Origin of the sequence: Fictibacillus sp. 26RED30, assembly GCF_015903845.1 — a bacterium.
GTDB lineage: Bacteria > Bacillota > Bacilli > Bacillales > Fictibacillaceae > Fictibacillus > Fictibacillus phosphorivorans.
In genome coordinates, this window is sequence record NZ_JACZDV010000001.1 from 1116217 (window position 1) to 1141450 (window position 25234).

Sequence of the window (25234 nt, forward strand, 5' to 3'; positions counted from 1 at the left end):
ATATGATCATTTAAATCCAGATCAGGAGGGCACAATGATCTTTTTTTATTTATTCATCGTAGCTGGTATAGGGCTATTACTTTATATGTATATTGAAGCACATCGAAATCGTGTCATTCATGATTCAATCAAAATTGATAAACTGCCAAAGTCATTTGAAAATTTAAAGATCTTTTTTATATCAGATGTTCATAAACGGGTAATCTCAGAAAAGATCATACAAGAATCAGAAAAAGCAGATCTTGTTGTAATCGGTGGGGACCTCGTTGAAAAAGGAGTTTCAATGAAGAAGGTAGAAGATAATATCAAGCGCCTTTCAGCAATCGGTCCTGTTTACTTTGTATGGGGAAACAATGATTACGATGTGGATACGAAACAATTGGCTTCAACGATTGCAAATGAAGGTGCAACGATTTTAGACAATGCTAACTTCAGTATAAAAAGAAATGATGATGTCATCGATTTGGTAGGAGTAAATGATACATCGTTAGGTTTTGCCTCTCTTGAAGATGCGCTTAAAGAATGCGAATCTTCATGCAGAATTTTAATCAGCCATAATCCTGATATTTCAAAACGTATTAGCAGTGCCGATAACATCCAGCTTGTCTTAACGGGACACACTCATGGAGGACAAATTCGCATTGGGCCGCTTGGCATAGCGAAAAGAGGCGGATGGTATCATGAATTGACACATATCCTATTAGTGAGTAACGGCTATGGAGCTACACATTTACCTTTACGTTTATGTGCACCAAGTCAAACACATTTGATAACTCTAACACGGTAAAAAGTTTACATCACAACGTTTTATTCGATATACTCTTCTTAACCTATTTATTGGAGGAAGAACGGATGCCTAGTGAAGGGAAATATAACATTAAAGCGGTTTCGAAGATGCTCGGCATTCAAGCAGGAACATTAAGAGCTTGGGAAAGACGCTATTCAATCGTAAAGCCAAACCGAAATGAAGCTGGCCATCGCCTTTACACCGACGAGCAAGTATACATACTGAAATGGCTAGTGAATAAAGTGAATCAAGGTTTTACGATCAGTCAAGCGGTTGACGTTGCCCAAAACGGGGAACTTTATAAAGAAGCAGCTCCTTTTTCTATTGAAAATACGGATCGTGCAGCTGAAATGGGTAATTTAATATTAGATGCTCTATTATCCTTTCAAGAAAAGAAAGCAAACGATCTTTTGAGCCAAGCCTTCAGCATGTATAATTTGGAAAAAGTCATTATTGATATTTTGGGTACATTATTAGTACACGTAGGACACCTTTGGGAAGAACAGAAAATTACGGTTGCACACGAACATTTTACTTCATCCTTTTTACGCAGTAAGATTGGACAACTTATTCAATGGCTTCCATCTGATCCATATTTACCAAAGGTTATTGCTGCGTGTGGATTAGATGAAGAGCATGAACTAGGGCTTCTGATGTTTACACTGTTTTTAAGAAGAAAAGGGTTCGAAGTTATATACTTAGGACATGGAATACCAAAAAGAGACTTTGAGGTTGTGATGAAAGAAGTAGAACCTAAGATGGTATTTTTCTCATGTACAATCGCTGAAAACTCTAAGAAAACCTTGGAGTGGGCAGAAAGCTTGGGACAAGAATTTCCGAATACTTCAATTGGTGTTGGAGGCGCAGCGATCAATCATATCTCTTCAGAAATGCAGGAGAAATACGAATCATTCTTAATTGGTAATACGAAGTTAGAATGGGACGACTGGATTGCTCAGAAGCTGAAAAATTAACATAGGTTTTATAATTTGTTGGATGTTTATCACCAACTTTTTGCAAACTCATATATTGATATTAAGACATAATAGCGCCGATCGTAAGGGGGACCAGAGATGCGGGTAGAACGGTTAACCTATAACAAAATAAAAATCTTCCTAACTTTTGATGATTTGAATGAACGTGGTATTTCCAAGGAAGAAATATGGCAGGATATCCCAAAAGTTCATCAGCTTTTCCGTGACATGATGACTGAGGCTGATGATGAGGTAGGATTCAAAGCTGATGGTCCTATTGCGGTTGAAGTTTTTTCACTTCCAGCTCAAGGCATGGTCGTAATAGTTACAAAAGGAATAAACGAGTATGAACTTGAAGAAGAATATGATGAAGATTATATAGAGATGCAAGTCACATTAGATGAGAACGATGAGATTTTCTACGAGTTTTCGTCTTTCGAAGACGTTATATTACTTGCGAAACGCCTTCATTCTTTAGAGATTAAAGGTGGTACTCTGTATTCGTTTAATAATCACTTCTACTTAAAGTTTGAAGAAGATGAGGTCCATCCAGTAGACCTGGATCTGTTCATTGCTCTTCTTGCTGAGTTCGGAAGCTCCTCGACGATTACGAGCTATAGAGTTATTGAGTATGGAAAAGAATTAATGAAGTCCGATGCAATAAGCGAACTGTACCGTTATTTTAAGTAACTGCAAAAAAGAGGGGCGCAAATTTTTGCGTCCTTATTTATTTTTGTGAAAAGCTTATCTAAAATACTGTTGACTACTCGGTATTTTTTCCTCTCCAATGCAAGTTGATTGGAGCGCAAGATTTTCGCCCCATGGAAAGCGAACAACCTGGAGCGGAAATTAACCACTATCAACAGCTGTAATTTAAACAAAAACAGTCATGAAAACTCAAACAGCATATAGATTGAACATAAACGAGAATGTCATGTATATATCATTGTGAATTTAGAGACAAAACGTGTTATGATTATTAATATTTTTCACATCCACTGAACCGATATGACGGCAGGGAATATAATGTATACATAAACTTTTGGGCTAGGAGTGACCATTAAGATGAAAATAGCAGTATTATATGGCGGTGTTTCTGCTGAGAGAGAAGTATCCTTATCAACAGGAAAGCAGATCATCTCTGCGCTTGAAAGCAAAGGTCATGAAGTAATTGGGATTGACTTTCACCCTTCGCGACTTAAAGATTTGTTAGAACTTGAAGCTGATGTTGTATTTCTAGGACTTCATGGAAAGTATGGAGAAGATGGAAGGTTGCAAGGTCTTTTAGATATGATGGGGATTCCATACGTAGGATCAGGTGCTTTAGCATCAGGAATCGCTATGGATAAGGCGAAATCCAAACAGTTCTTCAAAGATGCTGACATCAATATCGCTAAAGAGAAAGTTCTTTATAGAAAATCGTATGATGAGAAGCAATTGGAGCTGTCTTTTGATTTTCCTGCTGTAGTAAAACCGAATAGAGAAGGATCAACTATCGGATTAACGATCGCTCAAAATCATGATGAACTTTTAAAAGGAATCGCTGAAGCATTTTTGCATGATGATACGATTCTCGTTGAACAATTTGTAAGCGGCAAAGAGGTTACCGTAGCCGTTATGGGGGAACATAACAACTACAAAGCACTTCCTGTTGTCGAGATCGAGCCAAAGAATGCTTATTATGATTATGAATCTAAGTATGCAGAAGGTGGAAGTATCCACTATGTTCCTGCAAGACTTGATGAGAGCACAACGGCAAAATTGCAAAAACAAGCCGTACTTGCTCACGAAGTTTTAGGCTGCGAAGTGTATTCGCGTGTTGATTTTATTGTTCCGCATGACGGTTCAGAACCTGTTATCTTGGAAGTAAACACATTACCAGGTATGACGCCGACAAGTCTGTTTCCAGATGCGGCTAAAGAGATCGGAATGGACTATCCTTCAATGATTGAAAAATTAATCGAGCTATCTTTAAAAAAGTAACATCTGATTTTGTGAGAATAGAAACGAATGTGGTCTCCACCTCTTAAACGGGGTGGGGAGTACATAATAAAGGCAGTGGACATGCCGTGTAGGTATATTGGCAGAAAATTAGCTATTTTCTCAACAGTATGTGACTTAAGAAAGCGTTTACTTTTTAGGTGAAAATCACTAATTTTCTCTTCTCTTTGCTTATGCAAAGGTGTATACTGACGATGAAGCTTGACTAAACTCTAGAGGTGACGAATATGGGAGGTAAACAAATGACAGCCCAAAATAACACAGACCAAAAATCCGACAACCAACACGAAAATGACAATGTACTCCAATCCACGCAATCCGTAATCGCGGATGCGCTCGATAAATTAGGATACTCTTCCGAAGTTTATGAGTTATTAAAAGAACCGATTCGTATGTTGACAGTTCGAATCCCGGTTAAGATGGATGACGGAAGTACTAAGATTTTTACAGGATATCGTGCCCAGCATAATGATGCTGTTGGTCCAACTAAGGGCGGCGTTCGTTTTCATCCGAATGTATCAGAAACAGAAGTAAAAGCGCTATCAATCTGGATGAGCTTAAAAGCAGGAATTGTAGATCTGCCATACGGTGGAGGAAAAGGCGGAATCATTTGTGATCCGCGTACAATGTCATTCAGAGAACTTGAAAGATTAAGCCGTGGCTATGTAAGAGCGATCAGTCAGTTAGTAGGACCGACTAAAGATATTCCAGCTCCAGACGTATTTACAAACTCACAGATCATGGCTTGGATGATGGACGAATACAGCAGAATTAGAGAATTTGATTCTCCTGGATTTATCACAGGGAAACCACTTGTTCTTGGTGGATCTCATGGCCGTGAAACAGCAACTGCTAAAGGTGTTACGATCTGTATCCGTGAAGCAGCAGCAAAAAAAGGTATCCAGCTTGAAGGTGCTCGTGTAGTCGTTCAAGGATTCGGTAACGCTGGAAGCTTCCTTGCTAAATTCATGCATGATGCTGGTGCAAAAGTAATCGCGATCTCGGATGCGTATGGTGGTCTGTTTGATCCAGAAGGGTTAGATATCGATTATCTGCTCGAGCGTCGTGATAGCTTTGGAACAGTAACAAAGCTTTTCAAAGATACGATAACAAATCAAGAGCTTTTAGAGCTTGACTGTGATATTTTAGTACCTGCAGCAATTGAGAATCAAATTACTGAAAAGAATGCACACCAGATCAAAGCTTCGATCGTTGTTGAAGCAGCGAACGGGCCAACTACACTTGAAGCGACTAGAATCTTATCTGAAAGAGGTATTCTATTAGTTCCAGACGTATTAGCAAGTGCTGGTGGAGTAACCGTATCTTACTTTGAGTGGGTACAAAACAACCAAGGTTATTACTGGACAGAAGAAGAAGTTGAAGAAAAGCTTGAACGAGTAATGGTAAAGTCGTTTGAGACAGTTTATACAACAGCCATGAACAGAAAAGTAAACATGAGACTAGCCGCTTATATGGTTGGTGTTCGTAAGATGGCTGAAGCTTCACGCTTCAGAGGCTGGATTTAAATTTTTGCAAACTCATACCAAATCTCCTATCATATGATGATAGGAGATTTTTTTTGGCATGCTAAGAAAATGAATATCAGTGTCTTTTGGAGTGATGAAAAAAGTGAATATAGACGTATGTATTATTGGTGGAGGACCCTGCGGATTGGCAGCAGCTCTTGCACTACAGAAAAAAGGGATCTCGTATTGTGTAATTGAAAAGGGAAACGTAGTTAACACCATCTATCAATATCCAACACATCAGACATTTTTTAGTTCAAGTGAAAAACTCGAGATCGGTAACTTTCCTTTCGTTCATGAACAAAGAAAACCGAGGAGGATTCACGCTCTAACGTATTATCGTGAAGTGGTCAAGAGAAATCATCTTCAAGTTCGAACGTTTGAAAAAGCAAAATCGGTCACCAAACAATCTGATGGAACGTTTAAGATCCAAACAATCAATCGTAAAGATGAAACGATTAGTTACGATGCCAAATATGTCATCATCGCAACTGGATATTATGATAACCCAAATCAATTGAACATCGAGGGAGAAGACTTGCCTCATGTTCATCATTATTTCAAAGAAGGCCATCCTTACTATGATCTAGATGTTGCTGTGATCGGCGGGAAAAATTCTGCCATCGATGCCGCACTAGAACTCCAAAAATCAGGAGCGCGTCCTCACGTCTTCTACAGAGGAAGTACTTATTCACCTAGCATCAAACCATGGGTACTCCCAGAATTTGAAGCATGTGTAAAGTCAGGCAGTATTAAGATGACTTTTGATGCCTGTGTAAACAAAATAACAGAAGACGGCTTGTATGTGACGAAAGGGGACAACGAGTCTCAAACATATTATCCGTTTCAAGGTCTGTTTGCCATGATTGGCTATCATCCCGATCACTCGTTTCTATCAAAGATGGGTGTTGGGATCGATGAAGAAACCGGCCGTCCATCATTTTCTCAAGAAACGATGGAAACAAATGTCGAAGGACTTTTTATCGCAGGTGTTATTGCTGCAGGTAACAATGCGAATGAGATTTTTATCGAAAATGGAAGATTTCACGGTGAAGTGATCGCTGAAACGATAGAGAACAGAAAAAAGAACCGATAACGTTTGAGTTGTCGGTTCTTTTGTATGTTCGTATGGAATAAATTGGGATTTATTTTAATGATTAAAACCTCAGACTTTTATAAAAAATTTACGTTATTGCAGAAATAGTCTTTGCAACTGATCTTGCTCACTCGTGTTTTCAAGGGCAATCATTAGTTTTAATCTTGCTTTTTGTCCGTTTAAACCGTTTGAGAAGATCGCACCAATTTCTTTTAAGTGTTTTCCTCCACCCTCATAAGAATAAATGTCTTGTGCTATTCCATTGAAACATCTTGATACAAGTACGACAGGTATTCCATTAGATATAAGTTCTTTTATTGCAGGCACTGTTGCTGGAGGTAAGTTGCCTTGACCTAATGCTTCGATTACAACGCCATCTGCTGAGTTTGTGGCAGCTTTGATCAAATTGCCGTCCATACCTGCATATGCTTTAAGTAATACGACGTTCTTTGAAAAATTCTTCACATGAAAGAAGTCTGAACGAATCGGTGTGTGATGGAAAAGAACACCTCGTTTTGTTACGATACCGATCGGTCCATATTGAGGACTTTGAAATGTCGCGATGTTGCTAGTATGCGTCTTTGTAACATTTTTTGCAGCGTGTATCTCGTCGTTAAACACAACAAGTGTTCCTTTGCCTAATGATTGATCTTCACAGGCAACTCGTACAGAGGAGATCAGATTGTAAGGACCATCTGAACCGTGTTCGTTACTTGAACGCATAGCACCTGTAACGATTACTGAGATTGTAGTCTGCAGTACAAGATCTAATACATAGGCTGTTTCTTCGAGCGTATCTGTACCGTGAGTGATGACGATTCCATCAAACTGATCAGAATTCGTGTGTGTGGTAATAAATTGCGCTAACTCCAGCATATGGGTAGGAGTGATATGAGGAGATGGCAAGTTCACATAATCTTTGACCGTAATTTCTGCTAAGTCAGACAGTTCTCTTAGAGTCGCCTCTAATGGGTGTGTTTCTTTCGTATTAACACCGCCTGTGGATTTGTTTTCTTCCATAGCGATGGTGCCGCCAGTATGAATTAATAAAATCTTTTTCAAAATTACCGCCCTCCTTATTCTTCGTGTTCGCTATTCCACTTCTTAAAATATCATGTTACGATATAAAAAAACAGTAGAAAAGAGGCAGGACATGCTAGCTGTAATTTCTGCAGCGGTGGCTCCGGCTATTGCTCTATTATCCTTTTTTTATCTAAAAGATAAATATGAGACCGAACCGTTATCATTGGTCGTCAAAGTATATATATTTGGCGTTCTTCTCGTCTTTCCGATCATGGTTATTCAGTTTGGAATTACGGAAGAGATGAACGTTCCTTCCTTTGTTGAAGCATTTTTTGTTAGTGGTACACTAGAAGAATTCTTCAAATGGTTCTTAGTGTTCTATGGCGCATATCTGCATGAAGAGTTCAACGAACCGTATGATGGAATCGTATACGCTACAGCATTATCATTAGGGTTCGCTTCATTAGAAAACATCTTTTACCTATATACGTTCGGAATCGAAGAAGCATTAGTCCGAGCGCTTCTGCCTGTAAGTGGTCATGCCTTATTCGGAGTGATCATGGGCTTTTATTTAGGAAAAGGGAAATTCTCGTCAGGAAGAAAGAAGAAGATCTATCTCACTCTTTCACTTCTCTTGCCGATTGTGTTGCACGGTACATTCAACTTCCTTTTATTATCCAGCACAAAATATATTTTCTTTTATATGTTTCCATTTATGATCTTCCTATGGTGGTTCGCTCTTCGTAAAGTAAGAATCGCTAATACTGCTTTAACTCCATATAGAAATCCAGATGCGAAGACCGGTGTATAATCGGTCTTCTTTTATTTCACTATCAGAAAGTATACCTTGTTAGCACGATGTCATTCGACGTTGCAACAAGTTAAGGTAGATAGTATAAGTGCAACTAAGGTAGACCTGAAGAGCTTGGCGACAGCCAAGTTTTCTTTATTGTGAACCATGAGTCTTTGAAAAGCTGAATAAAAAAAAACAGATTACAAATGATATCTCTATAACACGAAAATTGGAGATTAAATCACAGGAGGCTTACTTTCTCATGAAAAGAAATTCAGCTTACATAAAGGGAGCATTTATTGCGATTGCCCTTTGTTTTGGCCTATTAGCTGGATTTGGTCAGAACAATGCACACGCATTTTCAAACCAAGTCGTACAAGTAGGGGCAACGGGTGAAGATGTTGTAGAACTTCAGTCACGGCTTCAATATTTAGGTTTTTACACAGGGAACATCGATGGAGTATTTGGATGGAGAACGTATTGGGCATTACGAAACTTCCAATATGAGTTCGGCCTGCCGATTGATGGCTTAGCAGGTGGTACGACAAAGAACAAGTTAGCTAAAGCTTCTAAATACGATAAAGCTTGGGTAAATAAGCAGATTGATAAAGGTAAGAAGTTCTCATATTACGGTGGTGAGAAGAAAAGTGCGAAGAGTGGAGAAGCAAAAGGGGGTTCTGCTAAAAGCGGAACGCCAAAAGCTGGAACTGCTAAAGGCACAAAAGGAACGGGTCAAGCTAAAGCGAAGCCTGCTCAAGTTAAACCGGCAAAGAATACACCAGATGGTTATTCACAGAACGATGTGAACTTAATGGCGAATGCTGTTTATGGAGAATCACGTGGTGAGCCATACATCGGTCAAGTCGCAGTAGCAGCGGTTATTATCAACCGAGTGAACAGTGCTTCATTTCCTAACACAGTATCTGGTGTGATATTCGAACCGGGCGCATTCACAGCTGTAGCGGATGGTCAAATTTATCTTACGCCAAATAAACAAGCAAAAAAAGCAGTAATGGACGCATTGAACGGTTGGGACCCAACAGGTGAAGCAGAATATTATTTTAACCCTGATACAGCTACATCAGGCTGGATATGGACTCGTCCTCAAATCAAAAAAATCGGAAAGCACATTTTCTGTAACTAATAAAGGGGTGAACTGATATGATACGCACAATCCTAATTGTACTGTTGTTCGTTGCTGTAGCAGGAACAGGCTATTGGGGCTACAGTGAACATCAAGAAAAGAATGCTGTACTTTTGCAAGCCGAGAACAATTATCAACGTGCTTTTCATGATCTGAACTTCCATATGGATTCACTTCATGACAAGATTGGCGAAACAATCGCGATGAATACAAGAAATCAGCTTTCTCCAGCTTTAGCACAAGTGTGGAGGTTAACATCAGAAGCTCATAATGATGTAGGTCAACTACCGTTAACTCTACTACCATTTAACAAGACGGAAGAGTTTTTAACAAAGATGGGCGAGTTCAGTTATCGAGCAGCAGTTCGTGATTTAGATAAGAATCCGCTAAGTGATAAAGAATATAATACGCTAAAAGAGTTGTACGCAAATTCAACCGAAATACAAAACGAGTTAAGAAAAACAGAATCGTTAGCTCAAAAGAACAACTTGCGTTGGATGGATGTAGAGATGGCTCTCGCTACAAACAAACAGCCAGAGGATAACACGATTATCGACGGATTTAAGACGGTTGACAAATCGGTCGAAGGTTATTCTGATGTAGACTTTGGAACTGAAGTTTCAAACATGGAGAAAATGAAAGATCGCGACCTTAGTCAGTTAAAAGGTAAAAAGATTACAAAAGAAGAAGCTAAAAAGATTGCAGTCGATTTTTTCCAATTGAAGAAAAACGTGAAGATTACAATTGAAAGCACGGGAAAAGATGCAAAGTATGATGCTTACTCGTTAACGCTATACAACCCAGATACAAAAGGTACAACATACATGGATCTCACGAAAAAGGGTGGTTATCCACTGTATGTACTTTACGACCGTAATGTAGGGAAACCAAAAATCTCACTGAATGAAGCGATGCTTCAAGCAGAAGACTTCCTGAAAAAACATATGGAAAGTCAGATGGAGATGGTAACGAGTGATCAATACGATAACATCGGAGTGTTCACATATGCTCGACTAGATAACGGAGTAAGGATCTATCCGGAAACCGTATCTGTAAAGGTAGCGTTAGATAATGGAGACATCATGGGGTACGAAGGCACAGACTTCCTTCTTGCACACGTAGACAAGAGAACCCCGACGTTTAAGATTTCTGAACAAGAAGCAAGAACAAATCTTAACCCTAAGTTCCAAGTGAAAGAAACAAGCAAAGCATTGATTCGAAACGATATTAACGAAGAAGTGTATTGCTACGAATTCCTAGGGATCTTAGGTGACGATACATTCCGCGTCTTCATTAACGCAGAGAACGGAAACGAAGAAGAAGTAAGAAAGCTTAAAGAAGCAGAGCCATCTTATAACGATATCTAAAAGAGAATTATGGGTATCGTGAACAAAGGTTTGTGTTAATTGCTTCGTTGACAAGTTGATTGGAACGGAAGGTGCGAGACTCCTGGGGGATCAGCGGGACAGGTGAGACTCCTAAGGGTGCGGAGCGCCGAGGAGGCTCACCGCACGCCCCCCCGGAAAGCGAGCAGCCTGGAGTGGAAATCAACTACTTACAACTATTACAGATTGATCGAATGTTTAAAAAGCAAAATTTCGCAACTTGAAATTTTGCTTTTTCTTTTATTTTGAAACTGTCATAATAAGGTAGAAAGATCAGAAAGCAATGTATGGGGGAAGTTTTATGATTACAGTGGGTGAACCGTTATATTTAGAGCCGTTGTTTTCCGACAAAAAAGATAAATATCGCTGCAAAGTGTATGATGTCAAAGAGGATCATCTATATATTGATTATCCGAGTAACGAAAAAACAAACCGTACCGAATATTTCTTTGATGGAACACAGTTTAAAGCATCTTTTGTGGATAAAGAGAGGAACGTCTATACGTTTCGAACAGAGCTATTAGGTAGAAAGATCGAAAATATTCCAGTATTGATGATCACTTCTCCGAAAGAAGAAGAGATACATAAGATTCAACGAAGAGAATTTGTAAGGGTAGAAACGATGATAGACACGTCGGTTGTCAACCAAAATGATGCTTATCCACCTTTTAACTCTGTGATTCTCGATCTGAGTGCAGGAGGGATGCTTCTTTCTCTTCCGGTTGTTCATTCGGTTAAGAGCGAAGACCAGTTGAACTGTCTTGTGGTTTTTCCTATGCAATCTGGAGAAAAACTGTATCTAGATCTAGACTGCACAGTTTTAAGAGTATTTGATGGAGCGGGCGGACGACAGAAAGCTTCCCTTCAATTCGGGGAAATTGCGCAAAGAGACCGACAGCATATTATTCGATTCTGTTTTGAACAGCAGCTTCTTATGAAGAAAAAAGAGAGCGTTAGTCTTTAGAAGTGCATAGATCTTTTCTTTTGGGGAAAAATACTCCCGAAAAGAAGGTGGCGAATTCATGAAACGATTTGAACGGATATTGATCCAACTTGCCGTTGTTCATTTTATTTTACTGGTGGCCGCGCAGTTTTTACTTGAGATCCCATCCTTTAAGTTATATACAAACAAGAGTATCTATTACGAAGGAGTCATCAAGAACGACCAACAACCGACTTTGGAAACCATAGACCGTTAAACACCATGTATGGTAATATACATATAGATTAAGTCTGATGTATTCAGATTTATACACAGAAAAAAAAGCAGGGGAAACTCACCTGCTTTTTATTGCTATGTATGCATTGTCATAGGTATGGGGTAGGAGGAAACATGAAAAAATTATTATCGATCGCCATTGATGGACCGGCTGGAGCAGGAAAAAGTACGGTAGCGAAGCAAGTAGCTGAACGTCTTTCTTTCATTTACATTGACACGGGTGCCATGTATAGGGCATTAACGTATAAAGCTCTTTTAAAAGGAGCAGACCTTAATGATGGACGAGAACTAGAAATCGTTTTGAACGATACAGATATTATATTAGTGATCACAGAGCAAGGACAAGCTGTTCTTCTTGATGGAAAAGATGTTTCAGAAGAGATCAGAACAAGTGAAGTGACCAATAATGTATCGTTTGTTGCTAGACAGCAAGAAGTGCGTACTGAAATGGTAAAAAGACAGCAGCTCTTAGCTGAATCTGGCGGAGTTGTCATGGATGGCCGTGATATTGGCACTCACGTTATGCCGAATGCTGAGCTGAAGATCTTCTTGATCGCTTCTGTAGAAGAAAGAGCTAAGAGACGTTATGAAGAAAATATGGCAAAAGGGTTTGAAGCTGATTTTGAACTCTTAAAAAGTGAGATTGCACTAAGAGATAAACGTGACAGCGAGAGAGAAGTTGCTCCATTAAGAAAAGCAGAAGATGCTATTGAACTGGACACAACAAGTATGACGATCGAAGAGGTAGTTTCAAGCATTCTTCATTATGCAAAAGAAAGGGCTTTGTAAAATGATGCTTTATTCTTTCGGAAAATGGCTATGTGGGACATATTTCAAAGGAACATATAAGCCAGAGATCGTTGGAGCAGAAAACATGCCGAAAACAGGTGGCGTGCTTTTATGTACCAACCATATCCACAACTACGATCCGCCGCTTGTAGGGGTAGCTTCACCACGAGACGTGCATTTTATGGCTAAAGCAGAGCTCTTTTCTGTACCGGTTTTAAAACATATCCTTCCAAAAATCAACGCTTTTCCTGTAAAACGCGGGATGAGTGACAAAACGGCATTAAAAACAGGAATGAATCTTTTAAAAGAAGGAAAAGTGGTAGGGTTGTTTCCAGAAGGAACCCGCTCAAAGACGGGAGAAATCGGAGAAGGTCTTGCAGGGGCAGGTTTCTTTGCTCTTAAATCACAGGCACACATCGTTCCTTGTGCAATCGTTGGAGAATATCAAAAAGGCAAAAAACTAAAAGTCGTATTCGGCAAACCGATCGACTTTACACATTTTCGGGAGCAAAAAGCTTCCGCAAAAGAAGCGACAGAGCTTATAATGAAAAATATAGCTCAGTTAAAAAAAGAGCATGAATAAATAAATTACTTACTTATCTTTAAAGATGAACTTTGAGTTGTTTTGTAAACTTCTTTGAATAATGATTGAAGTGTAAGGTGCGAGACTCCTAGGGGATCAGTGGGCCAGGTGAGACTCCTAAAAGCGCATAGCGCTAGGAGGCTCACCGCACACCCCCAGGAAAGCGAGCGACCTGAAACGGAAATCATACTTTCAACAGTGCTACTTTTGCAAAAACAACTCCATGATCGATGTTAATGTTCTTTCATACCGAAAGTTCAATAAATTACTTTTCTAATTTTTGAGGAGGTCACGAACATGACAGACGAAATGAGCACAAGTTTAACAAATGCTACCATGGCTGAAAAAGGTGAAATCATTAAAGGTACTGTACTAAAAGTGGAAGACAAGCACGCGTTAGTGGATATCAGCGCTAAGCAAGACGCGTTTTTACCGATTAATGAAGTTTCAAGTCTTTTCATTGAAAAGGTAAGTGACGTGTTGAATGAAGGAGATAGAATCACTGTTAAAGTACTTTCTCACACGGAAGACAAACTTCTTGTGTCAAAGAAAGCAGTGGACACTGAGAAATCTTGGAGCGAACTTGAAGAAAAGTTTAACTCTAAGGAAACGTTTGAAGTCGTCGTTCATGATGTAGTAAAAGGTGGACTAGTAGTAGATCTTGGCGTTCGAGCGTTCATCCCAGCTTCTATGGTCGAGTCTCACTTTGTAGAAGACTTTTCGGATTATAAAGGAAAATCGCTTTCTGTGAAAATCGTAGAACTTGATGCTGAGAAAGGGCGAGTTATCTTATCTCACCGTGCCGTAACGGAAGAAACAGCGGTAGCGAAGAAACAAGAAATCTTAGACCGTTTAGCACCTGGAGAAATCATTGAAGGTAAAGTACAGCGTTTAACAGACTTCGGTGCATTCGTAGATATCGGTGGTGTTGATGGGTTAGTCCATGTTTCACAGCTTTCACACAGCCGTGTTGATAATCCTTCAGAAGTTCTTAGCGAAGGTGAGACGGTGAAAGTAAAAGTTCTATCTGTTGATCGTGATAATGACAGAATTTCATTGTCCATCAAAGAAACTCAGCCTGGACCGTGGGAAGAAGCAAGTTCTTCCATTCAAGCAGGAAGTGTTATTGAAGGTACTGTAAAACGCATCGTTACGTTTGGTGCGTTTGTAGAAGTAGCACCTGGCATTGAAGGGCTGGTTCACATTTCAGAACTAGCGAACCGTCATATCGGAAATCCGAGTGAGGTTGTTAAAGAAGGTCAGCAAGTTTCTGTAAAAGTTCTTGAAGTGAACAGTCAAGATAAGCGAATGAGCCTTAGCATGAAAGCTGTTCAAGATGAAAAGGAAAAAGCGAACCTGAAAGAAAACCTTCCTAAAGAAGAAAAAGGTTTTTCATTAGCGGATATGATCGGTGATCAGCTAAAAGGTTACAAATAAGACATATGAAGTTACAGCTCTCGATGATTCTCATCGAGAGCTTTTTTTCTTGCGATTAAAAGGGTACATATTCTGGCAATAATGCTATCGAGGTGAATGAGATGAACGATGGCATACTTTTTTATTGGTTCATGTGGATGGGCTGGATAGTTTCAACCTTTCTCATGAAGAAGGGACAATTAAGAAATCAATGTGTTTTTATGACGTTGTTAGGAATTATTTTGTCAGGTGTCAACATACATCTTTCAATTGGAAGCATGAATGCTGCATTTGTGTTCTTCTTAATGATGGCATTTGTTCATGTGATCAAAAATAGTCATCAGATCTTTTTTTTCGTTACTAGCAGTTTTATAGTGGCTACAGCCTTTGTTTCGATCGAACTTTTTGCTTTATACGATCCAGCTAAACTCTTTGTAAGCAAAGAATTAATGATTCTTATATTCCTAACACTTCTAGTGATTACGTTAGCAAGATCGAAGAAAGATCACTTCAGTCTGATCGCCATCGGTCTTTTTATTGGTGATGCTGCTTATCAGTTCATCATTCTTAGACTCGTTGGCAAAGTTGAAATCGGATCTCTATATGTGATGGATTTGTTTGCCTCAACTTCTATGATGCTCTTATTTATGGTAGTATTGGTAGATATGTTCAAAAAAATAAGACGAACAGCTTTTAAAAGGGTTACTTCAGCTAAGCAGATTTAGAAGAGAATCAGTTGTCTAAACCACAAGTAATTTGCTAAAATAAGTGGACTTGTCTAATTACAAGAAAATGAACGAGCATATAAAAAAGAAAATTTGATGATTGACTTGATCAGGAAAAAAGGGAAGTGTCTAGATGACGAAACCAGTTTTAGCCATAGTAGGAAGACCGAACGTAGGGAAATCTACTATTTTTAACAGAATTGCCGGAGATCGTATTTCGATCGTAGAAGATATGCCAGGTGTAACGCGTGACCGTATTTATAGCTCTGCTGAGTGGTTGAACACAGAATTCAACTTGATTGATACGGGTGGTATCGAGATTAGTGATGCACCATTTATGAGTCAGATGAAAGAGCAAGCAGAACTCGCTATTGAAGAAGCGGATGTTATTCTATTTCTCGTTGATGGAATGAATGGAATTACAGCTGCTGATGAAGAAGTAGCTAAGATGCTATTTCGTTCCAAAAAGCCTGTTGTATTAGGTGTGAATAAGATCGATAACCCCGAACGTAAAGAATTGTTGTATGAGTTCTATAGCTTAGGAATGGGTGAACCAATCGGTGTGTCAGGTACACATGGTATCGGTCTTGGCGATCTTTTAGATCAAGTGGTTAGCCATTTCCCTGAAACAGTAGCTGAGGAAAAAGAAGATGATACGATCTACTTCTCTTTAATCGGGCGACCGAACGTAGGGAAATCTTCTCTTGTGAATGCGATCTTAGGTAAAGAACGAGTTATTGTTAGTAATATTGCAGGAACAACAAGAGATGCGATCGATTCTAGTTTTGAGCGTGAAGATCAGAAGTACGTGATCATCGATACGGCTGGTATGAGAAAGCGCGGAAAAGTATATGAGACGACTGAAAAATATAGTGTAATGCGTGCGATGAAAGCGATCGAACGTTCCGACGTTGTCCTTATGGTCATCGACGCTGAAGAAGGAATCATCGAACAAGATAAAAAGGTAGCTGGTTTTGCACATGAAGCCGGTAAAGCGGTAGTGATCGTCGTAAACAAGTGGGATGCTGTTGAAAAAGACGATAAGACGATGCAAAAGTTCGAACAGAAGATTCGTGATCATTTCTTATATCTATCATACGCACCGATCGTTTTCGTATCTGCCTTAACGAAGCAGCGTCTTCATCAGCTGTATCCTGTCATCAATCAAGTGGCTGAGAATCACTCGCTTCGCGTCCAAACGAACATCTTAAATGAAGTGATCATGGATGCTGTTGCGATGAACCCTGCACCGATGGATAACGGAAAAAGACTGAAGATCAACTATGCGACACAAGTGGCGTCAAAACCACCAACGTTTGTTATCTTTGTTAATGATCCAGAACTTTTCCACTTCTCCTATAAACGTTTTCTCGAGAACCGTATTCGTGAAACATTTGGTTTTGTTGGAACTCCGATCAAAATCTTTGCTAGAAAGAAAAACGATTAATCTTTCATGACGATGTTTGTACTCTTCGTTGTTTCTTACTTGATCGGAAGTATTAGTTTCAGTTATTTGCTGACTAAAGTATTGAGAAATGAAGACATAAGAAATCATGGTAGCGGTAACGCAGGTGCTACGAATACGTTAAGAGTGTTGGGCAAAAAACCCGCGATCGCAGTACTGCTTTTAGACTGTCTAAAAGGTATCTTGGTTGTATTAGTTGCTTTGTGGTTTACTAATTCTTCCTTGATCGCAGTTTTATGTGGATTAGTAGCCGTAATCGGTCACAACTATCCCGTCTTTTATGGATTTAAAGGCGGGAAAGGCGTGGCTACAGCGATCGGTGTTTTTGCTGCAATTGCTTTCTTGCCTTCACTCATAGCTGGTGTTATCGCTATCATAACCATTTGGATATCCAGATTTGTTTCATTAGGTTCTATTGTTTTTTTAATTCTTACTCCTTTCTTTATGTTGTACCAATTTAATCTGTCTCTTGAAGCAGTATTGGCGAGCTTTGTCCTTTCAATTGTTTCAATCTGGAAGCATCGTGGAAATATAGCAAGGATTTGGAGTGGGAATGAAAGTAAAATTTAATAGTGGAGTGTGACATGTATGGGTAATGTTGCTGTTTTAGGTGCTGGAAGCTGGGGTACTGCTCTTGCCATCGTTTTGGCTGACAACGGTCATAACGTTTCTCTTTGGGGACGTAGAGAGGATCAAGTCAGTGAGATCAACAACAAACATAAGAATGAAAAATATTTGCCTGGAGTTGAACTGCCTGAAAACATACAAGCAACAACTCAGTTGAACGAATGTGTGAAAGATGCAGATACGATCGTACTCGTCACCCCAACAAAAGCGATGAGAGAAGTACTCGGTCAATTAAAGAACGAACTGATTTCACCGGTAACAATCGTTCATGCTTCTAAAGGCATCGAACCTGGTACATATAAACGTATTTCTGAAATCATTGAAGAAGAGCTTCCTGAGACTGTTTTGGATTCTGTAGTCGTACTTTCAGGTCCAAGTCATGCCGAAGAGGTTTCTTTAAGGCAGCCGACGACTGTTACGGTATCTTCTGTAAACATGGAATCTGCTGAAAAAGTACAAGATCTGTTCATTAATCAAAATTTCCGTGTCTACACAAACCCTGATGTGGTCGGTGTTGAGCTTGGTGGTGCATTAAAGAACATCATCGCTCTAGGTGCTGGACTTTCTGATGGATTAGGCTATGGAGATAACGCGAAGGCGGCTTTAATCACGAGGGGTCTAGCTGAGATCGCTCGACTGGGTACACATATGGGTGCAAATCCTCTTACATTCTCTGGTCTTACTGGCATTGGAGATTTGATCGTAACTTGTACGAGTGTTCATAGCCGTAACTGGCGCGCTGGCAACATGCTTGGAAAAGGTATGAAGCTTGAAGACGTTCTTGAAAATATGGGCATGGTCGTTGAAGGCGTTAGAACCACTCAAGCCGCATACGAATTGAGTAAGAGGGAAGAAGTGGAGATGCCGATCACACAAGTGCTGTACGATGTATTGTTTAACGGTAAGGGTGCAAAGCAAGCTGTTGACGATCTGATGCAGCGTTCTCGCACACATGAAGTGGAAGATGTATCTTCTTTAAAGAGCTAAAAACACTCCGTCAAATAGGCGATTGTCTAAAAAAATTTAGGCAATCGCCTTTTTTTCTTTCACGCTTCCCATCTCCTTGCATACGATAAGGGTGAAAAGGAAGTGGGAGGAGGACTTCAGGTGGAACGTGAACAACACTTTTTTGATAAGATCGAGAAGAAAACAAGTGTGAAAAAGGATGATATTTTTAAACTTGCTCAATCCGTAAGCGGGTCAAATCTTCGTGACGAGCGCACGATTCGTATGCTGATTTCCCAAGTATCTTCTATGGCTGGTGTAGCAGTCTCAAAACAAAAAGAAGATCAGATCGTTCAAGCTGTTCTTAACAATAACATCCCTCTTGACTTGGCAACATTATCTAAAATGTTTGAAGGTAAGTAGATCGAATTTAAAAAATGTATAAAGTGGATAAAGCACCTAAATCATGGGAGTGTTCCTTCAGTACAGGAAGTATTTAGTCGAACACCCGGTCATGCCCGGGTGTTTTTTTGTATGATTTTTTGGTTTAGATTGGTTGTTTCTTTGATGTTTTGAAGGTAGTTGATTTCCGTTCCAGGTTGCTCGCTTTCCTTACAAAATTCCAACTTCCGAAAAAGTAAAGGAAATACCAAGAATTATGCTATAATGTACGCTGTGGACAAGGAGGATACATATGAGTGAAGGTTTGTTAAAAATGTGGGTGGCGCTATCAGCCATCGGTTTAATGTTTGTAGCTGTTTTCTCTATCATGTTTAGTCGAGCGAAATTAAAAGGGATATTTCAGACGGTCGTTTCGTTATTCGCTTGGATCTGCATGATCGTTGCAGGTATTCTAATCATCATCGTTGTGTTCAGCGGACCTGTACAAGGGTAGAGGAGGAAGTCTAGATGTCTAAAAAATGGTGGATTCCTTTATGTTTAATGTTATTTACACTTTCAGGATGCTTATATCCGGAAGAAAGAAAAACACAAAATCGAGTACCTTATCAAGATCAGATTACAGCGGTTCAGCAAGCTGTTGAGAGTTTTCAAAAAGATACAGGTGTTCTGCCGATCAAGACAAAAGAGGCAGATACAGATATCTATCAAAAATACTTGATCGACTTTAATAAACTAGTTCCAAAATATATGCAAGAACCTCCAGGTAATGCTTTTGAAAAGGGTGGAACCTTTCAGTACGTGTTGATCGATGTAGAGACTAAGCCGACGGTCAAGCTTGCAGACCTTGTTTTAACAGATAAGGTTCAAGATATTCAAGTCGCTTTAAATATCTATATGGCTGAACATGACTATCCGCCATTTAAAAAGATAGAAGCACAAGGCAGGCATACTCTTGATTATAAGAAGTTAGGTTTTAAAGAAGATCCCTATGTCACGAGTCCTTTTACAGGCAAGAAACTGCCATTGATGGTCAATGGCGATGCAAAGATTTTTATAGATTATAGAAAAGATTTAAATTCAGCGATATCCAGCTACCAGAACGAATTAGATAAACACGAAGACATACGCCATCTATTAGCGGTTCATTCGTTTTTTGTGCCTGTCTATTCAGTTCCCTATACAGTTGAAAATAATAAACCTATTTTTTTAATAAAATAGGCATGAACTCTCCCTTTTTCTAATACATTCATAGAAAAGGCGGAGAGATTTTTTTTGGAAATCCTTTTAACGAAACAAGCTTTATAGTTTCATCGGTAGGCACTATAGTGCGCCCTCCCGTTTTTATGGAACTATACAACCGAGAAAAGCGAGGATCCAATAAAAATTTCCGTTCCTTTGTCATAATCAATAGGACAAAATCATACGATGTATTGTCCAAGACTAGCATCCGGAACTTTATTTGGATCGGGAGGGAAACGAATGGAGAAAATCGATATTTTCAAAGATATCGCCGAACGGACAGGCGGAGATATCTACTTGGGTGTAGTAGGAGCAGTAAGAACAGGGAAGTCCACATTTATTAAGAAATTTATGGAGCTTGTGGTGCTGCCGAACATTGATAATGAAGCAGAACGCCAACGTGCTCAAGATGAACTACCACAGAGTGCAGCTGGACGCACCATTATGACCACTGAGCCCAAATTTGTTCCAAACAATGCTGTGAAGATCAATGTAGGTGATGGGCTTGATGTTAACATACGTCTTGTTGATTCAGTAGGTTATGCGGTGCCAAGTGCAAAAGGGTACGAAGATGAAAACGGCCCAAGAATGATTCATACGCCTTGGTACGATGAGCCGATTCCGTTTCATGAAGCGGCAGAAATCGGTACTCGAAAAGTCATTCAAGAGCACTCCACTCTCGGAGTAGTTGTTACGACAGATGGAACGATCGGTGAGATTCCAAGATATGATTATGTGGAATCAGAAGAACGAGTGGTTGAAGAGCTGAAAGAAGTTGGAAAGCCGTTTATCATGCTGATCAACTCCACGCAGCCACACCATCCAGATACGCAAAGACTTCGTAACGAGCTTTGTGAAAAATATGATATTCCTGTACTCGCGATGAGTGTTGAAGCGATGACGGAGCATGATATTAACAATGTGTTAAGAGAAGCGTTATACGAGTTTCCGGTGCTTGAGGTCAATGTTAACCTTCCTAGCTGGGTGATGGTCCTACGTGAGAACCATTGGCTGCGTGAAAGCTATGAAGAAGCAGTAAGAGAAACGGTTCAAGACATCAAACGTCTGCGTGATGTAGATAAAGTTGTTGGGTTCTTCGCGGATTATGATTTTATCGATGACGCAAGACTTGCGGGAATCGAAATGGGGCAAGGGATCGCTGAGATCGACTTGTTCGCACCTGATTACCTATACGATCAGATCTTAAAAGAAGTGGTTGGAGTCGAGATTCGAGGAAAAGACCACCTGCTTCAGCTGATGCAAGAATTTGCATACGCTAAGACTGAATACGATCAAGTGGCAGATGCTCTCCGAATGGTTAAGCAAACAGGGTATGGAATAGCGGCGCCAGCGATTACTGATATGAGCCTCGATGAGCCAGAGATCATCCGTCAAGGATCTAGATTCGGTGTAAGACTTAAGGCGATCGCACCATCTATTCATATGATTAAAGTAGATGTAGAATCAGAGTTCGCTCCGATTATTGGTACGGAAAAACAAAGTGAAGAGATGCTGAGATACTTGATGCAAGACTTTGAAGAAGATCCGCTATCAATCTGGAATTCTGATATCTTTGGAAGATCGCTAAACTCTATCGTAAGAGAAGGGATTCAAGGCAAGATCTCACTCATGCCAGAGAATGCAAGATATAAATTAAAAGAGACATTGGAACGTATTATAAATGAAGGTTCAGGCGGTTTGATTGCCATTATTTTATAACTTAGGGACTCCTATAACCAGGAGTCTTTTTTTTGTGATCATAACTTCTTTCTGCTTCTCTATATGGGGGTATTGAAGTGGGTAAGCCTAACTCGGAGTATTTGATTGTTATGTTACTAGCACAAATGACCTGTGTTAAGGGAGTGACTTTATTACCTCGGTCGTGCCGATTTTTTGTAAAAAAAGGTCAAAAAATAAGGAATTTTAAGGGTTGAATAGCGAAAAACGCCTAAAAAAGATTGAATTTCTGTATGTAATCGTATAATATAAGGCTTGTTACAGATATAATTAGTAAAATCTTGTATTTTACATAAATAAATGAATCATGATTTAAAAGTTGAATGTTGGTGAATATATCCTTGAGAGGAGGTGAATGGAATGAACAAGACTGATCTAATCAATGCAGTATCTGAGCAAGCTGAGCTTTCTAAGAAAGATGCATCTAAAGCAGTTGACGCTGTTTTCGAAGCAATCACTGGTACTCTACAAGGCGGTGATAAGGTTCAACTTATCGGATTTGGTAACTTTGAAGTTCGTGAGCGTGCAGCTCGTAAAGGCCGCAACCCACAAACTGGTCAAGAGATCGAGATCTCTGCTAGCAAAGTTCCTGCTTTCAAACCAGGGAAAGCCCTTAAGGACGCTGTTAAATAATTGATACATAGGGCAACTTAAAAAGACCGTGAATCTTTCACGGTCTTTTTTATATGGAATGTAAGAAGGGAAAGATATATCGGCAAGAATGAGATTATATCGGCAAGAATTTGAATATATCGGCAACAATCAAAATATATCGGCAACAATTCAATTTCATCAACAATTCACTCAAAGAATCACCCTTCATCCAATTCAAACCTTGCTATTCGATCAGATCCGCTTCTCACATGGCGTAAGGGTTTTCTCCTTTTGCTATTCTTTCTTCGTTATGCTAAAATTTTTCTATTGTGTTAATGGAATTGGAGGACAACCGGCGTGGCAGAAGTTCAAAAAGAAAAAATTGAGTTAGCTGTAAAAATGATATTAGAAGCTATAGGTGAAGACCCTGAGAGAGAGGGTTTAATAGATACACCAAAACGTGTTGCGAAAATGTATGAAGAAGTATTCCAAGGATTAAATCAAGATCCAAAAGAGCACTTTGCTACTATTTTTGGCGAAGATCATGAAGAGTTAGTGCTTGTAAAAGACATTCCTTTCTACTCCATGTGTGAGCATCACCTTGTTCCTTTCTTCGGGAAAGCGCATATCGGTTACATACCTAAAGGAGGAAAAGTAACAGGCTTAAGCAAGCTGGCTAGAGCTGTTGAAGCTGTTACAAAACGACCTCAACTACAAGAAAGAATTACTTCGACGATTGCGAACAGCTTGCTCGAGACTTTAGAACCTCATGGTGTGATCGTGGTTATTGAAGCAGAGCATATGTGCATGACGATGCGTGGTGTTAAAAAACCGGGCTCTATGACGGTTACTTCAGCGGTACGCGGTGTTTTTGAAAAAGATCCTGCTGCTCGTGCAGAAGTACTAAGTTTAATCAGAAACTAAGGAGGTAACTTCATGAAATCAGATTTCGATTTTTTCGTGATCAAAGCAAAAGAGAACGGCGTAAACGTAATCGGCTTAACTCGTGGTACAGAAACAAGATTTCACCATTCTGAAAAGCTTGATAAAGGTGAAGTGATGATCGCTCAGTTTACCGAGCATACTTCAGCTGTAAAAGTTAGAGGAAAAGCAGTGATCTACACAAAACACGGAGAAGTAGATACAGAATCGTAAGGATTACTTTCGGCGGTATACGTGCCAAAAAGCTGGGCTAGAGATAAGCCTAGTTTTCTTTATGTCTTTTAAAGAGGTTGAATCCTAATAATTTTGGCGACTATGTTATAATAAGAAAGCACAATTTTGCTGTGTCATTGGAGGGATTTGATGAACACCATGGAACAAATTCAACGTTTAAAACAGCATACACTTTTATTGATGCAGCACGGTTATGTGGATAGATTTCTTCAACCTCCAGTCTTTAATGAATCCAAAGTATTCATCACGTACTGTCTGTTGCGTGAACTTGAATTGGATGAAGCTGTAGAAGCAGAGTATTTTAGTTCGATTACTCTCATGCAAGCTGCTTTGGACCGTCATGATGACATTTTAGAAGAGAACATCACCGAGAATAAAAAGAAACGTCAGCTAGTCGTTTTATCTGGCGACTATTTTAGCAGTCTATATTACTTGCTTTTATCTCACTGTGAAAATTTAGATCTGATTCAAAAACTGTCGAGTGCTGTTCAAGAAATTAACGAACAGAAGGCAGATCTTCATATTCAGAGTAGGGACAAGTTTTCTATTACGAGTGTAGAATATTTAAAAGCTGTACAAAAGATCGACAGTCTTCTTTTTACAAAAGCAGCAGAATCGCTCGGCCTTCATACATATATACCTTTTATTGAAAGATACCTTCTGGTGTCACGCTATCAGAATATGGACACGAGAAGAAGATTAAGTGAAGACCAATTGACCTTCCTTAAAACATGTGAGACGGAAATTAAGAATAAAGCGGTTGAAATGCCTCTGTTGTTTCATAGAGAAGGATACAGCATGGAAGATGCTAGTAAAAATGACTTAATGTTAGGAGAGGGTTAATCCGATGTTGAGCAAAGAAGAACGGGTTCACTCTGTGTTTGAAAAGATTTCTGATCAGTATGATTACATGAACGACTTGATCTCTTTTAAACAGCATAGTAAATGGCGTAAAGATACGATGAAAAGAATGAAAGTACAGCCTGGAAACCATTGTTTAGACGTTTGTTGCGGAACAGGTGAATGGACATTCGCTCTTGCCGAAGAAGTTGGGACTTCGGGGAAAGTAGTGGGGCTAGATTTTAGTCAGAACATGCTTAATGTCGGGATTGAAAAGCTGAAGAAGCGCCGATCTCCTGGAGTCAGCTTCATCCATGGCAATGCGATGGAGCTTCCGTTTGAAGATAACAGCTTTGATTTTGTTACAATCGGGTTTGGCCTAAGAAACGTACCTGATTATCTTCAGACGCTTAAAGAGATGGCACGCGTTGTAAAGCCAGGCGGGAGAGTAGTCTGTCTCGAGACTTCTCATCCGACGGTTCCTGTGTTCAAGCAGCTTTTTAAGTTTTACTTTACGTATATCATGCCTGTATTCGGCAAGTTGTTCGCTAAAAGCTATCAGGAATACGCATGGCTTCAAGAATCTACAGAAGCATTTTTAACAAAAGAAGAACTGAAAGAACTTTTTAAACAAGCGGGTTTGTCGAATGTTGAGGTCAAATCGTATGCTTTAGGCGCTGCTGCCATGCATACAGGGAAAAAACAGCAATAGAAGAGAGCGTTGCAGTGTGTGGAATAAAATTAAAAT

The 25234-nt window shown here is 39.6% G+C and carries 28 protein-coding genes; 27 read left to right on the top strand and 1 reads right to left on the bottom strand.

The window, feature by feature from the left end:
• Positions 1-34 precede the first annotated feature (34 nt).
• From IHV11_RS05665 to IHV11_RS05690, 6 genes are all read left to right on the top strand, one after another.
• The gene (locus IHV11_RS05665) at positions 35-787 is read left to right on the top strand and encodes a metallophosphoesterase (RefSeq protein WP_197193939.1); all 753 of its coding nucleotides are present in this window, start codon (positions 35-37) and stop codon (positions 785-787) included.
• Positions 788-852: 65 nt separating this feature from the next.
• Positions 853-1761 (top strand): MerR family transcriptional regulator, encoded by a 909-nt coding sequence (locus IHV11_RS05670; protein WP_197193940.1) that lies wholly within the window; start codon positions 853-855, stop codon positions 1759-1761.
• 99 nt (positions 1762-1860) lie between these two features.
• Complete coding sequence (locus IHV11_RS05675) at positions 1861-2451, top strand: genetic competence negative regulator (RefSeq protein WP_137789023.1); 591 nt, start codon at positions 1861-1863, stop codon at positions 2449-2451.
• Positions 2452-2826: 375 nt separating this feature from the next.
• Positions 2827-3744 (top strand): D-alanine--D-alanine ligase family protein, encoded by a 918-nt coding sequence (locus IHV11_RS05680; RefSeq protein ID WP_197193941.1) that lies wholly within the window; start codon positions 2827-2829, stop codon positions 3742-3744.
• A 260-nt stretch (positions 3745-4004) separates the two neighbouring features.
• On the top strand, positions 4005-5288 hold the full coding sequence (locus IHV11_RS05685; RefSeq protein ID WP_197130725.1) for a Glu/Leu/Phe/Val family dehydrogenase: 1284 nt from the start codon (positions 4005-4007) through the stop codon (positions 5286-5288).
• Positions 5289-5382: 94 nt separating this feature from the next.
• On the top strand, positions 5383-6384 hold the full coding sequence (locus tag IHV11_RS05690; protein WP_197193942.1) for a YpdA family putative bacillithiol disulfide reductase: 1002 nt from the start codon (positions 5383-5385) through the stop codon (positions 6382-6384).
• Between the two features lie 93 nt (positions 6385-6477).
• On the opposite strand, the gene IHV11_RS05695 is transcribed toward IHV11_RS05690, so the two are convergent.
• Entirely contained in the window at positions 6478-7446 is a 969-nt protein-coding gene (locus IHV11_RS05695; RefSeq protein WP_197193943.1) for an asparaginase, read from the bottom strand.
• 91 nt (positions 7447-7537) lie between these two features.
• On the opposite strand from IHV11_RS05695, the gene prsW reads away from it, so the two are divergent.
• The 21 genes from prsW to IHV11_RS05800 all read left to right on the top strand — a co-directional run bounded on the left by prsW (position 7538) and on the right by IHV11_RS05800 (position 25198).
• Positions 7538-8218 (top strand): glutamic-type intramembrane protease PrsW, encoded by a 681-nt coding sequence (gene prsW / locus IHV11_RS05700; protein ID WP_197130715.1) that lies wholly within the window; start codon positions 7538-7540, stop codon positions 8216-8218.
• Between the two features lie 244 nt (positions 8219-8462).
• Positions 8463-9344: a spore cortex-lytic enzyme gene (gene sleB / locus IHV11_RS05705; RefSeq protein WP_197130712.1), complete on the top strand. Its 882-nt coding sequence runs from the start codon at positions 8463-8465 to the stop codon at positions 9342-9344.
• Between the two features lie 17 nt (positions 9345-9361).
• Positions 9362-10711 (top strand): germination protein YpeB, encoded by a 1350-nt coding sequence (gene ypeB, locus IHV11_RS05710; RefSeq protein WP_197130709.1) that lies wholly within the window; start codon positions 9362-9364, stop codon positions 10709-10711.
• 319 nt (positions 10712-11030) lie between these two features.
• Positions 11031-11693 carry a flagellar brake protein gene (locus IHV11_RS05715; protein WP_197193944.1) on the top strand — a complete coding sequence of 221 codons (663 nt, stop codon included), beginning with the start codon at positions 11031-11033 and terminating at the stop codon, positions 11691-11693.
• Between the two features lie 58 nt (positions 11694-11751).
• Positions 11752-11928 (top strand): DUF5359 family protein, encoded by a 177-nt coding sequence (locus IHV11_RS05720; protein ID WP_171005421.1) that lies wholly within the window; start codon positions 11752-11754, stop codon positions 11926-11928.
• Positions 11929-12062: 134 nt separating this feature from the next.
• The gene (gene cmk / locus IHV11_RS05725; RefSeq protein WP_197193945.1) at positions 12063-12737 is read left to right on the top strand and encodes a (d)CMP kinase; all 675 of its coding nucleotides are present in this window, start codon (positions 12063-12065) and stop codon (positions 12735-12737) included.
• A gap of 1 nt (position 12738) precedes the next feature.
• Positions 12739-13320, top strand: coding sequence for a lysophospholipid acyltransferase family protein (locus tag IHV11_RS05730; RefSeq protein WP_197130700.1), 582 nt, complete (start codon positions 12739-12741; stop codon positions 13318-13320).
• Between the two features lie 297 nt (positions 13321-13617).
• Positions 13618-14757, top strand: a complete 1140-nt coding sequence (rpsA, locus tag IHV11_RS05735) for a 30S ribosomal protein S1 (RefSeq protein ID WP_197130697.1) — start codon at positions 13618-13620, stop codon at positions 14755-14757.
• A 101-nt stretch (positions 14758-14858) separates the two neighbouring features.
• A complete protein-coding gene (locus tag IHV11_RS05740; RefSeq protein ID WP_197193946.1) occupies positions 14859-15461 on the top strand; it encodes a YphA family membrane protein in 603 nt (200 codons plus the stop codon).
• Positions 15462-15594: 133 nt separating this feature from the next.
• Positions 15595-16908: a ribosome biogenesis GTPase Der gene (gene der / locus IHV11_RS05745; RefSeq protein ID WP_066395717.1), complete on the top strand. Its 1314-nt coding sequence runs from the start codon at positions 15595-15597 to the stop codon at positions 16906-16908.
• 6 nt (positions 16909-16914) lie between these two features.
• The gene (plsY, locus tag IHV11_RS05750) at positions 16915-17496 is read left to right on the top strand and encodes a glycerol-3-phosphate 1-O-acyltransferase PlsY (protein WP_197193947.1); all 582 of its coding nucleotides are present in this window, start codon (positions 16915-16917) and stop codon (positions 17494-17496) included.
• Between the two features lie 18 nt (positions 17497-17514).
• Positions 17515-18540 (top strand): NAD(P)H-dependent glycerol-3-phosphate dehydrogenase, encoded by a 1026-nt coding sequence (locus IHV11_RS05755; RefSeq protein WP_197191550.1) that lies wholly within the window; start codon positions 17515-17517, stop codon positions 18538-18540.
• A gap of 120 nt (positions 18541-18660) precedes the next feature.
• Complete coding sequence (locus IHV11_RS05760; RefSeq protein ID WP_066395705.1) at positions 18661-18921, top strand: stage VI sporulation protein F; 261 nt, start codon at positions 18661-18663, stop codon at positions 18919-18921.
• A 271-nt stretch (positions 18922-19192) separates the two neighbouring features.
• Positions 19193-19393, top strand: coding sequence for a DUF2768 domain-containing protein (locus IHV11_RS05765; RefSeq protein WP_197130689.1), 201 nt, complete (start codon positions 19193-19195; stop codon positions 19391-19393).
• Between the two features lie 14 nt (positions 19394-19407).
• On the top strand, positions 19408-20118 hold the full coding sequence (locus tag IHV11_RS05770) for a hypothetical protein (protein WP_197130686.1): 711 nt from the start codon (positions 19408-19410) through the stop codon (positions 20116-20118).
• Between the two features lie 261 nt (positions 20119-20379).
• A complete protein-coding gene (gene spoIVA / locus IHV11_RS05775) occupies positions 20380-21858 on the top strand; it encodes a stage IV sporulation protein A (protein WP_137789039.1) in 1479 nt (492 codons plus the stop codon).
• A gap of 378 nt (positions 21859-22236) precedes the next feature.
• Positions 22237-22509, top strand: coding sequence for an HU family DNA-binding protein (locus tag IHV11_RS05780; RefSeq protein WP_197130683.1), 273 nt, complete (start codon positions 22237-22239; stop codon positions 22507-22509).
• A gap of 318 nt (positions 22510-22827) precedes the next feature.
• Entirely contained in the window at positions 22828-23394 is a 567-nt protein-coding gene (folE, locus tag IHV11_RS05785; RefSeq protein WP_197130680.1) for a GTP cyclohydrolase I FolE, read from the top strand.
• 12 nt (positions 23395-23406) lie between these two features.
• Positions 23407-23625, top strand: a complete 219-nt coding sequence (gene mtrB / locus IHV11_RS05790) for a trp RNA-binding attenuation protein MtrB (protein WP_188402039.1) — start codon at positions 23407-23409, stop codon at positions 23623-23625.
• A 150-nt stretch (positions 23626-23775) separates the two neighbouring features.
• Positions 23776-24489 carry a heptaprenyl diphosphate synthase component 1 gene (locus IHV11_RS05795; RefSeq protein ID WP_197193948.1) on the top strand — a complete coding sequence of 238 codons (714 nt, stop codon included), beginning with the start codon at positions 23776-23778 and terminating at the stop codon, positions 24487-24489.
• 4 nt (positions 24490-24493) lie between these two features.
• Positions 24494-25198 (top strand): demethylmenaquinone methyltransferase, encoded by a 705-nt coding sequence (locus tag IHV11_RS05800; RefSeq protein WP_197193949.1) that lies wholly within the window; start codon positions 24494-24496, stop codon positions 25196-25198.
• Positions 25199-25234 lie beyond the last annotated feature (36 nt).

Bases quoted from the DNA above. Each gene is read 5' to 3' on its own strand.
- IHV11_RS05665 (WP_197193939.1), top strand. From the start codon at position 35: ATGATCTTTTTTTATTTATTCATCGTAGCTGGTATAGGGCTATTACTT.
- IHV11_RS05670 (WP_197193940.1), top strand. From the start codon at position 853: ATGCCTAGTGAAGGGAAATATAACATTAAAGCGGTTTCGAAGATGCTC.
- IHV11_RS05675 (WP_137789023.1), top strand. From the start codon at position 1,861: ATGCGGGTAGAACGGTTAACCTATAACAAAATAAAAATCTTCCTAACT.
- IHV11_RS05680 (WP_197193941.1), top strand. From the start codon at position 2,827: ATGAAAATAGCAGTATTATATGGCGGTGTTTCTGCTGAGAGAGAAGTA.
- IHV11_RS05685 (WP_197130725.1), top strand. From the start codon at position 4,005: ATGACAGCCCAAAATAACACAGACCAAAAATCCGACAACCAACACGAA.
- IHV11_RS05690 (WP_197193942.1), top strand. From the start codon at position 5,383: ATGAAAAAAGTGAATATAGACGTATGTATTATTGGTGGAGGACCCTGC.
- prsW (WP_197130715.1), top strand. From the start codon at position 7,538: ATGCTAGCTGTAATTTCTGCAGCGGTGGCTCCGGCTATTGCTCTATTA.
- sleB (WP_197130712.1), top strand. From the start codon at position 8,463: ATGAAAAGAAATTCAGCTTACATAAAGGGAGCATTTATTGCGATTGCC.
- ypeB (WP_197130709.1), top strand. From the start codon at position 9,362: ATGATACGCACAATCCTAATTGTACTGTTGTTCGTTGCTGTAGCAGGA.
- IHV11_RS05715 (WP_197193944.1), top strand. From the start codon at position 11,031: ATGATTACAGTGGGTGAACCGTTATATTTAGAGCCGTTGTTTTCCGAC.
- IHV11_RS05720 (WP_171005421.1), top strand. From the start codon at position 11,752: ATGAAACGATTTGAACGGATATTGATCCAACTTGCCGTTGTTCATTTT.
- cmk (WP_197193945.1), top strand. From the start codon at position 12,063: ATGAAAAAATTATTATCGATCGCCATTGATGGACCGGCTGGAGCAGGA.
- IHV11_RS05730 (WP_197130700.1), top strand. From the start codon at position 12,739: ATGATGCTTTATTCTTTCGGAAAATGGCTATGTGGGACATATTTCAAA.
- rpsA (WP_197130697.1), top strand. From the start codon at position 13,618: ATGACAGACGAAATGAGCACAAGTTTAACAAATGCTACCATGGCTGAA.
- IHV11_RS05740 (WP_197193946.1), top strand. From the start codon at position 14,859: ATGAACGATGGCATACTTTTTTATTGGTTCATGTGGATGGGCTGGATA.
- der (WP_066395717.1), top strand. From the start codon at position 15,595: ATGACGAAACCAGTTTTAGCCATAGTAGGAAGACCGAACGTAGGGAAA.
- plsY (WP_197193947.1), top strand. From the start codon at position 16,915: ATGACGATGTTTGTACTCTTCGTTGTTTCTTACTTGATCGGAAGTATT.
- IHV11_RS05755 (WP_197191550.1), top strand. From the start codon at position 17,515: ATGGGTAATGTTGCTGTTTTAGGTGCTGGAAGCTGGGGTACTGCTCTT.
- IHV11_RS05765 (WP_197130689.1), top strand. From the start codon at position 19,193: ATGAGTGAAGGTTTGTTAAAAATGTGGGTGGCGCTATCAGCCATCGGT.
- IHV11_RS05770 (WP_197130686.1), top strand. From the start codon at position 19,408: ATGTCTAAAAAATGGTGGATTCCTTTATGTTTAATGTTATTTACACTT.
- spoIVA (WP_137789039.1), top strand. From the start codon at position 20,380: ATGGAGAAAATCGATATTTTCAAAGATATCGCCGAACGGACAGGCGGA.
- IHV11_RS05780 (WP_197130683.1), top strand. From the start codon at position 22,237: ATGAACAAGACTGATCTAATCAATGCAGTATCTGAGCAAGCTGAGCTT.
- mtrB (WP_188402039.1), top strand. From the start codon at position 23,407: ATGAAATCAGATTTCGATTTTTTCGTGATCAAAGCAAAAGAGAACGGC.
- IHV11_RS05795 (WP_197193948.1), top strand. From the start codon at position 23,776: ATGAACACCATGGAACAAATTCAACGTTTAAAACAGCATACACTTTTA.
- IHV11_RS05800 (WP_197193949.1), top strand. From the start codon at position 24,494: ATGTTGAGCAAAGAAGAACGGGTTCACTCTGTGTTTGAAAAGATTTCT.